Annotated in this window: 2 protein-coding genes; both read left to right on the forward strand. The window is 73.7% G+C overall.

Annotation, left to right across the window (positions count from 1 at the left end; genetic code table 11):
* Positions 1 to 245: 245 nt before the first annotated feature.
* Complete coding sequence (locus ACZ7LU_RS06085) at positions 246 to 9317, forward strand: type I polyketide synthase (protein WP_471916488.1); 9072 nt, start codon at positions 246 to 248, stop codon at positions 9315 to 9317.
* Between the two features lie 6 nt (positions 9318 to 9323).
* A complete protein-coding gene (locus ACZ7LU_RS06090; RefSeq protein ID WP_471915837.1) occupies positions 9324 to 16040 on the forward strand; it encodes an SDR family NAD(P)-dependent oxidoreductase in 6717 nt (2238 codons plus the stop codon).
* Positions 16041 to 16079 lie beyond the last annotated feature (39 nt).

A 16079-nucleotide genomic window follows, 5' to 3' on the forward strand; every position in this document is an offset into this window, starting at 1 on the left:
CGCTGTCCTGCCCCCGCCCCGAAAGCCCCGATGCTTGCCAAGTCCCGATGCTTGCCAAGCCCCGATGCTGGCCGCGGCCCATAGCGCCCGGCTAAAGCCGCAGGCGGCTAGCCGGGGTTTGGTTCGCCTTTAGACAGCCCGCCCACGATGAGCCCGGTACTCGAAGCGATCTCCGATTTCGGACCGGGAGCGCCGTTGATGTTTTGTGGCAGCCAGTTGTTCAGCGCCCGACCGCAGCTGACGTGATGGCCGCATCCGCGTCAGCGTCCCCCTCGGGACCGAGCGCAGGACCCGACCCGATCGCCGTCGTCGGGATGGCCTGCCGCCTGCCCGGAGCACCTGACCCCGACGCGTTCTGGCGGCTGCTGAGCGAGGGGCGCAGCGCGGTGAGCACCGCACCGCCCGAGCGGCGGCGAGCCGACTCCGGCCTCCACGGGCCGGGCGGCTACCTGGACCGGATCGACGGCTTCGACGCGGACTTCTTCCACATCAGCCCGCGCGAGGCCGTGGCGATGGACCCCCAGCAGCGGCTGCTCCTCGAGCTGAGCTGGGAGGCCCTCGAAGACGCGGGCATCCGGCCGCCCACCCTGGCGCGCAGCCGCACCGGCGTCTTCGTCGGCGCGTTCTGGGACGACTACACCGACGTCCTGAACCTGCGGGCGCCGGGCGCCGTCACCCGCCACACCATGACCGGCGTGCACCGCAGCATTCTGGCCAACCGCATCTCGTACGCGTACCACCTGGCCGGTCCGAGCCTCACCGTCGACACCGCGCAGTCCTCCTCACTCGTCGCCGTCCACCTGGCCTGCGAGAGCATCCGCAGCGGCGACTCCGACATCGCCTTCGCGGGCGGCGTCAACCTCATCTGCTCGCCGCGCACCACCGAGCTGGCCGCGGCCCGCTTCGGCGGTCTCTCGGCCACGGGCCGCTGCCACACCTTCGACGCCCGCGCCGACGGTTTCGTACGCGGCGAGGGCGGCGGCCTCGTGGTGCTCAAGCCCCTCGCGGCGGCACGGCGCGACGGCGACACGGTGTACTGCGTGATCCGGGGGAGCGCCGTCAACAGCGACGGTACGACCGACGGAATCACCCTGCCCAGCGGTCAGGCGCAGCAGGACGTGGTGCGCCTCGCCTGCCGACGGGCCCGGATCACGCCGGACCAGGTGCAGTACGTCGAACTGCACGGCACCGGCACGCCCGTCGGGGACCCGATCGAGGCCGCCGCGCTCGGCGCCGTCCTCGGGCAGGACGCCGCGCGCGCCGTGCCGCTGGCCGTCGGCTCCGCCAAGACGAACGTCGGCCACCTCGAAGCCGCCGCCGGGATCGTCGGACTGCTCAAGACCGCCCTGAGCATCCACCACCGGCGGCTGGCGCCGAGCCTGAACTTCACCACCCCCAATCCGGCCATCCCGCTCGCCGACCTCGGCCTGACCGTCCAGCAGGACCTGTCCGACTGGCCGCGACCCGAACAGCCCCTGATCGCCGGGGTGTCGTCCTTCGGCATGGGCGGCACGAACGGTCACCTTGTCGTGGCGGCGGCGCCCGATTCGGTGGCGGTGCCTGAGCCGGTGGGGGTTCCTGAGCGGGTGGAGGTCCCTGAGCCGGTGGGGGTTCCTGAGCGGGTGGAGGTCCCTGAGCGGGTGGTGGTGCCGACGCCATGGCCCGTGAGCGCTCACAGCGCTTCCGCGCTGCGCGCGCAGGCCGGTCGCCTGCGGACGCACCTCGCCGCCCACCGTCCCGCTCCCGACGCGGCGCGGGTCGGCCACGCGCTGGCCACCACCCGTGCGCCCCTCGCCCACCGTGCGGTCCTGCTCGGCGGCGACACCGCCGAACTGCTGGGCTCCCTGGACGCGCTGGCCGAGGGCGCGGAGACCGCGTCCGTCGTGCGCGGCGAGGCGTACACCGAGGGCAGGACGGCCTTCCTCTTCAGTGGGCAGGGAGCGCAACGCCACGGCATGGGGCGGGAGTTGTATGCCGCGTTCCCCGTCTTCGCCGACGCTCTCGACGAGGCGTTCGCCGCCTTGGACGTGCATCTGGACCGCCCACTGCGCGAGATCGTCCTGGGCGAGACCGTCCCGGGTGAGAACGTCCTCGGTGAGGGTGCCGACCATCAGGCACTCCTCGACCAGACCGCCTACACCCAGCCAGCGCTCTTCGCGATCGAGACGAGCCTGTACCGGCTGGCGGCCTCCTTCGGACTGAAGCCGGACTACGTCCTCGGCCATTCGGTCGGCGAGATCGCCGCCGCGCACGTCGCCGGCGTCCTCTCGCTGCCGGACGCGAGCGCTCTGGTGGCCGCGCGGGGACGGCTCATGCAGGCGGTTCGGGCGCCCGGCGCGATGGCCGCGTGGCAGGCCACGGCGGACGAGGCGGCCGAACAGCTCGCCGGGCACGAGCGGCACGTCACCGTGGCCGCCGTCAACGGCCCCGACTCCGTGGTCGTCTCCGGCGACCGCGCCACCGTCGACGAACTGACCGCAGCCTGGCGGGGACGCGGCCGCAAGGCCCACCGCCTAAAGGTCAGCCACGCCTTCCACTCCCCGCACATGGACTCCATCCTCGACGAGCTGCGCGCGGTCGCCGCCGGCCTGACCTTCCACGAGCCGGCCATTCCCGTCGTCTCCAACGTCACCGGTGAACTGGTGACCGCGACCGCGACCGGGAGCGGCGCCGGGCAGGCCGATCCCGAGTACTGGGCGCGGCATGCGCGCGAGCCCGTGCGGTTCCTGTCCGGGGTGCGGGGGTTGTGCGAGCGCGGGGTGACCACGTTCGTCGAACTCGGCCCGGACGCACCGCTGTCCGCGATGGCCCGCGACTGCTTCCCCGCCCCCGCGGACCGGAGCCGTCCGCGCCCCGCCGCCATCGCCACATGCCGCCGCGGGCGCGACGAGGTGGCCACGTTCCTGACGTCGCTGGCTCAGGCGTACGTCCGTGGCGCAGACGTCGACTTCACCCCGGCTTACGGCGCTCCCACCACCACGCGCCGCCTCCCTCTCCCCACGTATCCCTTCCAGCGCGAGCGCCACTGGCCTGCCGCCGCCGGGGTGGGGCAGCAGCCGGAGACCCCGGAACTTCCGGAATCCTCGGAGCCCTCGGAGCCCTCGGAGCAGGCAGGGCATGAGCGGGAGGAGGGGGTGCGCGCGTGGGGCGGGCCCGAGGGGCGGCTTGCCGGGCTCTCCGTGAACGACCAGGAACGGGTCCTTCTCGGCTTGGTCACCAAGCACGTGGCCGTCGTGCTCGGGGACGCCTCGGGCACGGTCCAAGCAGCGCGCACCTTCAAGCAGTTGGGCTTCGACTCGATGGCCGCCGCCGAGCTGAGCGAACGGCTCGGCACGGAGACGGGCCTGCCATTGCCCGCCACCCTCACCTTCGACCACCCGACCCCTCTGGCCGTCGCCGCGCACCTGCGCGCGGAGCTCACCGGTACGCACGCCCCGGCCGGCTCCGCGCCCGCCACGGGCGCCCTCGGCGCGGGCGCCCTCGGCACGGACGAGGACCCGGTCGCCATCGTGGCCATGAGCTGCCGCTACCCCGGCGGCGCAGGCTCGCCCGAGGACCTGTGGCGGCTGGTCGCGGACGGCGCCGACGCGATCGGCGACTTCCCCACCGACCGCGGCTGGGACCTGGCGCGGCTGTTCCACCCCGACACCGACCGGTCGGGCACCAGCTGCACGCGGCAGGGCGGATTCCTCTACGACGCCGCCGACTTCGACGCCGAGTTCTTCGACATCAGCCCGCGCGAGGCCCTGGCCGTCGACCCGCAGCAGCGGCTGCTCCTCGAATGCGCCTGGGAGGCCTTCGAACGGGCGGGCCTGGACCCGCGGGCGCTCAAGGGCAGCCCCACCGGCGTGTTCGTCGGCATGACGGGGCAGGACTACGGCCCCCGCCTGCACGAGCCGTCCCAGGCCACCGACGGCTATCTGCTGACCGGCAGCACGCCGAGCGTGGCCTCGGGCCGCCTGTCGTTCAGCTTCGGCCTTGAGGGGCCCGCCCTGACGGTGGACACGGCCTGCTCGTCGTCGCTGGTCACGCTCCACCTCGCGGCGCAGGCGCTGCGGCGCGGCGAGTGCGACCTGGCCCTCGCCGGCGGCGCCACCGTCCTGGCCACACCGGGCATGTTCACCGAGTTCTCGCGGCAGCGGGGCCTCGCCCCCGACGGCCGCTGCAAGCCGTTCGCGGCGGGCGCCGACGGCACGGGCTGGGCCGAGGGCGTGGGCCTGGTCCTCCTCGAACGGCTCTCCGAGGCCCGGCGCAAGGGACACGACGTCCTCGCGGTGATCCGAGGTTCGGCGATCAACCAGGACGGCGCGAGCAACGGCCTGACCGCGCCCAACGGCCCCTCGCAGCAACGCGTCATCCGTGCCGCGCTCGCGGCCGCCCGGCTCGCCGCGGACGAGGTCGACGTGGTGGAGGCGCACGGCACCGGCACCACGCTCGGCGACCCGATCGAGGCGCAGGCCCTGCTCGCCACGTACGGCCAAGGGCGTTCGGCGGAGCGGCCGTTGTGGCTCGGGTCGGTGAAGTCGAACATCGGTCACACGCAGGCCGCCGCGGGTGTCGCGGGCGTCATCAAGATGGTGATGGCGATGCGCCACGACCTGCTCCCCGCCACCCTGCACGTCGACGAGCCGAGCGGCCACGTGGACTGGTCCACCGGCGCGGTGCGACTGCTCACCGAGCCGGTCGTCTGGCCGCGCGGCGAACGTCCGCGCCGCGCCGCGGTGTCGTCCTTCGGCATCTCCGGCACGAACGCGCACCTGGTGCTCGAAGAGGCGGGACAGGACGAGTACGTTGCGGGAGCCGACGACGCCGGGCCGGTGGACGGTGCTGTGCTGCCGTGGGTGGTCTCCGGACGGACCGCAGCGGCGCTGCGCGAACAGGCCCGCCGGTTGGGTGAGTTGGTGACCGGCGGCTCGGCCGATGTCTCTGTGTCCGGGGTGGGCCGGTCGCTGGTCACCACGCGGGCGGTGTTCGAGCACCGGGCCGTGGTCGTGGGCCGCGACCGGGACACGCTGATCGGCGGCCTCGAGGCCCTTGCGGCGGGTGAGGCGTCGCCGGACGTCGTGTGCGGGGTCGCGGGCGATGTCGGCCCCGGCCCGGTGCTGGTGTTTCCCGGGCAGGGCTCGCAGTGGGTGGGCATGGGAGCCCAACTCCTCGCCGAATCGGCTGTGTTCGCGGCGCGGATCGACGCGTGCGAGCAGGCGCTGTCCCCGTACGTCGACTGGTCACTGACAGAGGTCCTGCGCGGGGACGGGCGCGAACTGTCGCGCGTCGACGTCGTGCAGCCCGTGCTGTGGGCGGTGATGGTCTCGCTCGCCGCCGTCTGGGCGGACCACGGCGTCACCCCGGCCGCCGTCGTCGGGCACTCCCAGGGAGAGATCGCCGCGGCGGTCGTCGCCGGCGCGCTCACCCTGGAGGACGGCGCCAAGATCGTGGCCCTGCGCAGCCGGGCGCTGCGTCAGCTCTCGGGCGGAGGCGCCATGGCCTCCCTCGGGGTGGGCCAGGAACAGGCAGCCGAACTCGTCGAGGGCCACCCCGGAGTGGGCATCGCCGCCGTCAACGGCCCCTCGTCGACCGTCATTTCAGGCCCGCCCGAGCAAGTCGCCGCCGTCGTCGCCGATGCCGAGGCGCGCGAGCTGCGCGGCCGCGTCATCGACGTGGACTACGCCTCGCACAGCCCCCAGGTCGACGCCATCACCGACGAACTCACCCACACCCTGGCCGGCGTCCGCCCCACCACAGCCCCGGTGGCGTTCTACTCGGCAGTGACCGGAACCCGCATCGACACGGCGGGCCTCGACACCGACTACTGGGTCACGAACCTGCGCCGCCCGGTCCGGTTCGCCGACGCCGTCACCACGCTCCTCGCCGACGGCCACCGGGTCTTCATCGAGGCCAGCAGCCACCCCGTCCTCACCCTCGGCCTCCAGGAGACCTTCGAGGAGGCCGGGGTCGACGCCGTCACCGTCCCCACACTGCGGCGCGAGGACGGCGGCCGGGCACGCCTGGCCCGCTCGCTGGCACAGGCCTTCGGCGCCGGATGCGCGGTGAGGTGGGAGAACTGGTTCCCGGCCGCCGGTACATCCACCGTGGAGCTGCCGACGTACGCCTTCCAGCGTCGCCGCTACTGGCTGGAGGCCCCCACCGGCACCCAGGACGCGGCAGGCCTGGGCCTCGCCGCTGCGGGGCACCCGCTCCTCGGGGCGGCCACCGAGATCGCGGACGGCGACATCCGCCTGCTCACCGGCCGGATCAGCAGGCACAGCCACCCCTGGCTCGCCCAGCACACCCTCTTCGGCGCCGCGGTCGTGCCCGCCTCCGTCCTCGCGGAATGGGCGCTGCGCGCCGCCGACGAGGCCGGCTGCCCGCGTGTCGACGACCTCACGCTGCGCACCCCGCTGGTGCTGCCCGAGACCGCGGGCGTGCAGGTGCAGATCGTGGTCGGCCCGGCCGACGCGCGGGACGGGCACCGCGACTTCCACGTCTACGCCCGCCCCGACGGCAAGGACACCTCTGAGGGAGAGGGCACCGCCGAGGGCGAGGGTGCCTCTGAGGGCGAGGGCGCCCCCGACGGCACCGACGCGCCGTGGACCTGCCATGCCGACGGCCGACTGGGCGCCGAGCCCACCGGCACGGCCGCGGAGGACGCCCCGGACACGGTGTGGCCGCCGCCCGGCGCCGAACCCGTCGACCTGGGCGACTTCTACGAACGGGCCGCCGCCACCGGAGTCGGCTATGGACCGGTCTTCACGGGGCTGCGCGCCCTGTGGCGGCGGGACGGCGAGCTGTTCGCCGAGGCGGTGCTGCCGCAAGAAGCCCCGGAAACCGCCGGGTTCGGCATGCACCCGGCGCTCCTCGACGCCGCACTGCACCCCGCACTCCTCGGCGAGCGGCCGGCCGAGGAGGACAAGGTGTGGCTGCCGTTCACGCTGACCGGAGTGACCCTGTGGGCCACCGGTGCCACGTCTGTACGCGTCCGTCTCACCCCGCTGGACGACGACCCCGACGCGTCGGCGGACGGGCGGGCCTGGCGGGTCGGCGTGAGCGACCCGACCGGCGCGGAGGTGCTGACCTGCGAGGCCCTGGTCGCGGTGGCGGCGGGCCGCCGCGAGCTGTGGGCCGCGGGGGAGCGGGTGTCCGATCTGTACGCGGTGGAGTGGGTGCCGGTGCTGGGCCCGGGGTCGGTGGGTGAGGGTGCTGACTTCTCGGGCTGGGCCGGTCTGGGGGAGTGCGGGGAGCGTAGGGAGTGCGTGGGGCGCGTGGAGCGCTGGTACGAGGACCTGGATGCTCTGGGCGCGGCCGTCGAGGGTGGGGCTTCGGTGCCGTCTGTCGTTCTCGCCACCGCGGCTGCCGTCCCTGGTGGAGCGGGCGACGGAGCCGCCGATGCGCTGAGCGCGGTGCGGTGGACCGGCGCGCTCCTCGATCAGTGGCTCGCCGACGCGCGGTTCGCCGACGCCCGGCTGGTGGTGATCACGTCCGGCGCGGTCGCCACGGGTGACGGTTCCCTTCCCGCCCCGGCAGCCGCGGCAGTACGAGGACTGGTCGAGCAGGCGCAGGTCAGGCACCCCGGCCGCATGCTCCTCGTCGACACGGAGGCCGGGGCCGGGCTCGGGGTCGGTGCCGGAGTGGATGACGCGCTCTTGGAACAGGCCGTGGCCACGGCTCTCGGCGCCGATGAACCGCAACTCGCCCTGCGCGCGGGGCGCGTCCTGGCGCCCCGCCTCACCGTGCCCCGGGATGTGGCCGTCACCGACGCGGCGCGTCCGCTCGACCCGGACGGCACCGTACTCATCACGGGGTCGGCCGGTGCCCCGGTGGCCGACCTCGCCGAACACCTCGTACGCACCGGGCAGTGCAGGCATCTGCTGCTCCTGCCTGGAGACGGTGAACTGGAGGAAATTGCAGAGGGGTTGCGCAGGCTCGGCGCCACCGTGGACCTGAGTACCGCCGACCCGGCGGACCCGACCGCCCTCGCCGAAGTGGTCGCCGCCGTCGACGGGGACCATCCTCTTACGGGGGTCATCCACGCCACCGGAGTCGTGGACGCGTACGATTCCGGCGACTCGGCGGGCGACTTGATGATCGACTCGGCGAGCGATTCGTTCGCCGAGGCATGGTCGTCGAGGGCAGGCGTCACCGCCGCCCTGCACACCGCGACCGCCCACCTTCCCCTGGACCTGTTCGCCGTCCTGTCCCCGGCGGGCGCGGACCTGGGCATCGCGCGGTCGGCGGCCGCCGCGGGCGCCGACGCCTTCAGCGCGGCACTCGCCCTGCGCCGGCACACGACCGTCACGACGGACACGACAGCCCCGCCCCGCACGTCAGCCTCGCCGCGCACGACAGCCCTGTCGTCGTCGCGCACGACGGGCGTGGCCCTCGCCTACGGGCCGCCCACCGCGCCGAGGCCCGGCATCAAGGGGGCGGCGCCCGGTCGGATCCCCGCGCTGCTCGACGCCGCTCGCGCTCACGGGGGCGGTTCGCCCCTGCTCGGGGCCCGCCTGGCCGCGCGTGCCCTGGCCGCCGAGTCCGCCGCCGAGGGCGTCGCCGGCCTGCCCGCGCCGCTGCGCGCGCTGGCCGTGGCCGCAGCCGCGGCCGGAGCACCGACCCGGCGCACCGCCGCCGACCGCAAGCCCCCCACGGACTGGCCGGCCCGACTGGCCGCCCTGTCCGCCCCCGAACAACTCCGTCTGCTCATCGACGCCGTACGCACCCACGCCGCCGCGGTCCTCGGCCGCACCGACCCGGAAGCGCTGCGCGGGGACGCCACCTTCAAGCAGCTCGGCCTTGACTCGCTGACCGCCGTGGAACTGCGCAACCGGCTCGTGGAGGACACCGGCCTGCGCCTGCCCACCGCCCTCGTCTTCCGCTACCCGACCCCCGCGGCGATCGCCGCACACCTCCGCGAGCGGCTGACCAGCCCGAGCGAGACGGCCGCCACACAGCGGTCCGGAGGGCAGACGCTTGCAGCGGGGCAGGCGTCGTCCGCGCGCGCCCCCGGCGGATCGGCCGCCGGACCGCCCGCCGCAGACACCGTGCTGAGCGACCTGACCCGCATGGAGAACACCCTCTCCGTGCTCGCCGCCCAGCTGCCCCACACCGAGACGGGCGAGATCACCACCCGGCTCGAAGCGCTCCTCACGCGCTGGAAGACCACGAACGCCACGGCGAACGACAGCGGCGACGGCAGCGACGGCGATGGCGACGCCGCCGACCGCCTCAAGGCCGCGTCCGCCGACCAGATCTTCGACTTCATCGACAACGAGCTTGGTGTCGGGCACGGCACCTCGCGCGTGACCCCCACTCCGAAGGCCGGGTGACCGCACATGGCGAGTGAAGAGCAACTGGTCGAATATCTGCGCAGGGTGACCACCGAGCTCCATGACACGCGTCGGCGCCTGGTGCAGGAGGAGGACCGCAGGCACGAACCGGTGGCCCTGGTCGGGATGGCCTGCCGCTTCCCGGGCGGCGTGGCCTCTCCGGAGGACCTCTGGGACCTGGTCGCCGCGGGCAAGGACGCCATCGAGGACTTTCCCACCGACCGGGGCTGGGACCTGGAGGCGCTCTACGACCCGGACCCGGCCGCGTACGGCACCAGCTATGTCCGCCACGGCGGGTTCGTGGACGACGCGGGCTCCTTCGACGCCGACTTCTTCGGCATCAGCCCGCGAGAAGCCCTGGCGATGGACCCGCAGCAGCGGCTGATGCTGGAGACGTCCTGGGAGCTGTTCGAGCGCGCCGGCATCGACCCCGTCTCCCTCAAGGGCAGCCGTACCGGCGTCTACGCCGGGGTGTCCAGCGAGGACTACATGTCCCAACTGCCCCGCATACCCGAGGGGTTCGAGGGGCATGCCACCACCGGCAGCCTCACCAGCGTCATCTCGGGCCGTGTCGCGTACAACTACGGCCTCGAAGGCCCGGCCGTCACCGTCGACACGGCCTGTTCCGCCTCGCTCGTCGCCATCCACCTGGCGAGCCAGGCGCTGCGCCAGCGTGAGTGCGACCTCGCCCTCGCGGGTGGCGTGCTCGTACTGTCCAGCCCGCTCATGTTCACCGAGTTCTGCCGCCAGCGGGGCCTTGCTCCCGACGGCCGCTGCAAGCCGTTCGCCGCCGCGGCGGACGGCACCGGCTTCTCGGAGGGCATCGGTCTGCTCCTCCTGGAGCGCCTGTCCGACGCGCGCCGCAACGGCCACAAGGTGCTCGCGGTGATCCGCGGCTCCGCCGTCAACCAGGACGGCGCGAGCAACGGCCTGACCGCCCCCAACGACGCCGCGCAGGAACAGGTCATCCGCGCCGCCCTCGACAACGCCCGCCTCACCCCGTCCGAGGTGGACGCCGTCGAGGCGCACGGCACCGGCACCAAACTGGGCGACCCCATCGAGGCCGGAGCGCTGCTCGCCACCTACGGGCAACACCGCGCCCGGCCTCTCCTCCTCGGCTCCCTCAAGTCCAACATCGGCCACACCCACGCCACCGCGGGCGTCGCCGGTGTCATCAAGACCGTCATGGCGATACGCAACGGTCTGCTCCCCGCCACTCTCCACGTCGAGGAACTGAGCCCGCACGTCGACTGGGACGCGGGCGCGGTCGAGGTCGTCACGGAGCCCACCCCGTGGCCCGAGACCGGCCACCCCCGGCGCGCGGGCGTCTCGGCGTTCGGGATCTCCGGGACGAATGCGCACTTGATCCTGGAGGAGGCGCCGCCGGAGGAGGTTGTGCCCGCCCCCGTGGTTGTGGAGTCGGGTGGGGTCGTTCCGTGGGTGGTGTCCGGGCGGACGCCGGAGGCGTTGCGTGAACAGGCCCGGCGACTCGGCGAGTTCGTGGCGGGCGACACGGACGCACTGCCGAACGAGGTCGGCTGGTCCTTGGCCACGACCCGGTCGGTGTTCGAGCACCGGGCTGTGGTCGTGGGGCGTGATCGGGATGCGTTGACGGCCGGTCTGGGGGCGTTGGCTGCGGGTGAGGCTTCGGCGGGTGTGGTGGCCGGGGTTGCTGGTGATGTGGGTCCTGGGCCGGTGTTGGTGTTTCCGGGGCAGGGGTCGCAGTGGGTGGGCATGGGTGCCCAACTGCTGGACGAGTCGCCGGTGTTCGCGGCGCGGATCGCGGAGTGTGAGCGGGCGCTGTCGGCGCATGTGGACTGGTCGCTGAGTGCGGTGTTGCGCGGGGACGGGAGTGAACTGTCCCGGGTGGAAGTCGTACAGCCCGTGTTGTGGGCGGTGATGGTCTCCCTGGCTGCCGTCTGGGCGGACTATGGCGTCACTCCGGCCGCTGTGATCGGGCATTCGCAGGGTGAGATGGCTGCCGCGTGTGTGGCGGGGGCGCTGTCTTTGGAGGATGCGGCGCGCATCGTAGCGGTACGCAGTGACGCGCTTCGTCAGCTGCAAGGGCACGGCGACATGGCCTCGCTCGGCACCGGTGCCGAGCAGGCTACTGAGCTGATCGGCGACCGGCCGGGCGTGGTCGTCGCGGCCATCAACGGACCGTCTTCGACGGTGATTTCGGGGCCGCCGGAGCATGTGGCAGCGGTCGTCGCCGATGCAGAGGCGCAGGGGCTCAGGGCTCGCGTCATCGACGTCGGGTATGCCTCGCACGGCCCCCAGATCGACGAGCTGCACGATCTGCTGACGGAGCGCCTGGCTGACATCCGGCCCTCGAACACGGACGTGGCCTTCTATTCGACGGTCACCGCCGAGCGTCTGACGGACACCACGGCCCTGGACACGGATTACTGGGTGACCAACCTCCGCCAGCCGGTCCGGTTCGCCGACACCATCGAAGCGCTGCTGGCCGACGGTTATCGCCTGTTCATCGAGGCCAGCGCGCACCCGGTGCTGGCCCTGGGCATGGAGGAGACCATCGAGCAGGCGGACATCCCCGCCACGGTCGTCCCCACCCTGCGCCGCGACCACGGCGACACCACCCAGCTCACTCGCGCCGCCGCCCAGGCCTTCACCGCCGGCGCCGACGTCGACTGGCGGCGCTGGTTCCCGGCCGACCCCGCCCCCCGCACGATCGATCTCCCCACCTACGCCTTCCAGCGTCGCCGCTACTGGCTGGCCGACACAGTGAAGCGGGACAGCGGATGGGACCCGGCCGGGTCGGGGCATGCCCAGTTGCCGACCGCGGTCGCCCTCGCCGACGGGGGAGTGGTGCTGAACGGCCGGGTGTCCGCCGAGCGCGGTGGCTGGCTGGGCGGGCATGTGGTGGCGGGGACGGTTCTGGTGCCGGGTGCGGCGTTGATGGAGTGGGTGTTGCGCGCCGGTGATGAGGCGGGATGCCCGACGATTGAGGAACTGACTCTCCAGGCGCCGTTGGTACTGCCCGCATCCGGTGGGTTGCAGGTTCAGGTGGTCGTGGGTGCGGCCGATGAGCAGAGCGGCCGTCGCGACGTACATGTGTATTCGAGGTCTGAGCAGGACGCGTCGGCGGTGTGGCAGTGCCATGCCGTCGGTGAGCTCGGGCGCGCGTCGGTGGCGCGGCCGGTGCGGCAGGCCGGGCAGTGGCCTCCGGCGGGGGCCGAGCCGGTGGAGGTGGGCGGCTTCTACGAGGGGGTCGCGGCCGCCGGTTACGAGTACGGTCCGGCGTTCCGTGGGCTGCGCGCGATGTGGCGGCACGGTGATGACCTCCTTGCGGAGGTCGAGCTGCCGGAGGAGGCCGGTTCGCCGTCCGGTTTCGGCATCCACCCGGCGCTGCTGGATGCCGCCCTGCACCCGCTGCTCGCGCAGCGGAGCCGGGCCGGGGCCGGGGCGGGGGCCCACGGCGGGCAGGTGCTGCTGCCGTTCAGCTGGAGCGGTGTTTCGCTGTGGGCCAGTGAGGCCACCACGGTGCGGGTGCGGCTCGCCGGGCTGGGCGGGGGCGACGACGAGACGGTGTCCCTGACGGTCACCGACCCCGCCGGTGGCCCCGTGGTGGACGTGGCAGAGCTGCGGTTGCGGTCGACGAGCGCCCGGCAGGTGCGGGGTTCGGCAGGCCTTGGTGCGGACGGGCTCTACGAGCTGCGGTGGACACCGTTGCCCGAGCCGCTTCCCGTACCGGTCCCCGCGAACGGTCGCGATGTGGCCGACGACCTGTCCGGATGCGCCGTGCTCGGCGAACTGGTCGCGGAACCGGGCCCAGGCATCGACCTGGAGGGCTGCCCGTGCTACCCGGGCGTCGACGCGCTCGCCGACACCGCCTCCCCGCCCTCCGTGATCCTCGCCCCCGTGCACAGCGACACCACAGGCGGCGACGGACTCGCCCTGACGGAACGGGTGTTGCGCGTCATCCAGGACTTCCTGGCCGCACCAAGTCTGGAACAGAAACAGACGCGCCTGGCCTTCGTGACCCGGGGCGCGGCGGACACAGGCAGCACGACGGGAGGCTCGGCTGCCCCGTCAGAGACAGTCGACCCGGCGGTCGCGGCCGTATGGGGCCTGGTACGCAGCGCGCAGTCGGAAAACCCCGGCCGCTTCGTACTACTGGACACCGACGCGCCCCTCGACCAAGCGTCCGTCGCCCCCCTCGTGGACGCGGTGCGGTCTGCCGTGGAGGCGGACGAGCCCCAAGTCGCCCTGCGCAGCGGGCGGTTGCTCGTGCCCAGGTGGGCGCGGGCCGGCGCGCCCGTCGAGCTGGCCGGGCCGGCCGGAGCGCGGGCATGGCGGCTGGTGGGCGGAGACTCCGGGACGCTGGAGGCCGTCGTGGCGGAAGCCTGCGACGACAGCGTGCTGCGCCCGTTGGCGCCGGGCCAGGTCCGCGTCGCCGTCCATACGGCCGGGGTCAATTTCCGTGACGTCCTGATCGCCCTGGGCATGTACCCGGACCCGGACGCGCTGCCCGGCACCGAGGCGGCCGGCGTGGTGACGGAGGTCGGCCCGGGCGTCACCCGCCTGTCGGTGGGCGACCGCGTGATGGGCATGCTGGACGGCGCCTTCGGCCCGTGGGCCGTCGCCGACGCGCGGATGCTGGCTCCGGTCCCGGCCGGCTGGGACACCCGGCAGGCGGCCGCCGCCCCCGCCGCGTTCCTGACGGCTTGGTACGGGTTGGTGAAGCTGGCCGGCCTGAAGGCCGGTGAGCGCGTGCTGATCCATGCCGCGACGGGTGGTGTGGGGATGGCGGCGGTGCAGATCGCCCGGCATGTGGGTGCCGAGGTGTTCGCGACCGCGAGTCCGGGCAAGCACGCCGTGCTGGAGGAGATGGGCATCGATGCCGCCCACCGCGCCTCCTCCCGGGACCTCGCCTTCGAGGACGCCTTCCGGCAGGCCACCGACGGCCATGGCGTGGACGTCGTCCTCAACAGCCTCACCGGTGAACTGCTCGACGCGTCCCTGCGGTTGCTCGGCGACGGTGGGCGCTTCGTGGAGATGGGCAAGAGCGATCCGCGCGACCCCGAGCTGGTCGCGCTGGAGCACCCCGGGGTGTCGTACGACGCCTTCGACCTCGTCGCCGACGCCGGGCCCGAGCGGCTCGGGCTGATGCTCGACAGGCTCGGCGAGCTCTTCGCCGCCGGATCGCTGGTGCCGCTGCCGGTCACCGCATGGCCGCTGGGGCGGGCGCGAGAGGCGTTCCGCCACATGAGTCAGGCGAGGCACACCGGCAAGCTGGTGCTCGACGTGCCCGCGCCGCTCGACCCCGACGGCACCGTCCTCGTCACCGGGGGCACCGGCACCATCGGCGCTGCCGTGGCCGAACACCTGGCGCGTACCGGGGAGAGCAAGCACCTGCTCATCGTCAGCCGCAGCGGGCCGGCCGCCGACGGCGCCGAGGAACTTGCCTCTCGTATAGCCGAGTTCGGGGCCGAAGCCACCTTCGTCGCTGCCGACGTGAGTGAGCCCGGCGCGGTCGCCGCCCTGATCGAAGGGATCGATCCGGCCCATCCGCTGACCGGCGTCGTGCACGCCGCCGGAGTACTCGACAACGCCCTGATCGGCTCCCAGACCACCGAAAGCCTCACCCGCGTATGGGCGGCGAAGGCCGCCGCCGCGCAGCAACTCCACGAGGCCACAAGGGAGTCGAGGCTGGGACTGTTCGTGATGTTCTCCTCCTTCGCCTCCACCATGGGCACCCCCGGGCAGGCCAACTACTCCGCCGCCAACGCCTATTGCGACGCGCTGGCCGCTCTCCGACGTGCGGAGGGGCTCGCCGGTCTGTCCGTGGCGTGGGGGCTGTGGGAGGCGACCAGCGGCCTGACCGGGACGTTGTCGGCGGCCGACCGGGCCCGCATCGACCGGTACGGCATCAGGCCGACCAGCGCGGCACGCGGCTGCGCCCTGCTGGCAGCGGCACGCGCCCACGGGCGCCCCGACCTGCTCGCCATGGACCTGGACGCCCGCGTACCCGCCGCGTCCGACGCTCCGGTGCCCGCCGTACTGCGCACTCTGGCGGCCGCCGGAGCGCCCGCCACCGCCCGCCCCACCGCGGCGGCGGCCGCTGACGGGGCGGCGGACTGGTCCGGCAGGCTCGCCGGCCTCACCGAGGAGGCGCGGCTCGAACTCCTCACCGAGCTGGTGTGCACCCACGCGGCAGGGGTGCTCGGGCACGCCGACGCGGGCGCGGTCCAGGTGGACGCGCCGTTCAAGGAACTCGGCTTCGACTCGCTGACCGCCGTCGAACTGCGCAACCGGATCGCCGCCGCGACCGGCCTGAAGCTGCCCGCCGCCCTCGTCTTCGACTACCCGCAGGCTCGCGTTCTCGCCGCCCACCTGGCCGAACGGCTCGTCCCCGAAGGCGCGGGCGCCATGGGCGGTGTGAGCGGTGCGGAGGGCGTGAGTGACGCGTACGGGGCGGGCGGTCCGGGCGGTGACATGACCGCCCAGGTCCTGCTGGAGGTGGCCCGCGTCGAGCACACCCTGTCCGCCGCCGTCCCGCACGGCCTGGACCGGGCGGCCGTCGCGGCCCGCCTGGAGGCGCTGCTCGCCCGCTGCACGGCGACGACGGCGGCCACAGGGGCCGCAGGAGCCGCGGTGGAGGGTGACGGCGACAGCGACGGTGACGGCGCCGTGGACCAGCTGGAGACGGCCACCGCCGAGCAAGTACTGGACTTCATCGACAACGAACTCGGGGTGTGAGCCGCGTGCCGGCCGCACACCAGGCGATCACGGGCGGGG

The sequence above is a fragment of the Streptomyces sp. NPDC039462 genome (assembly GCF_055639375.1).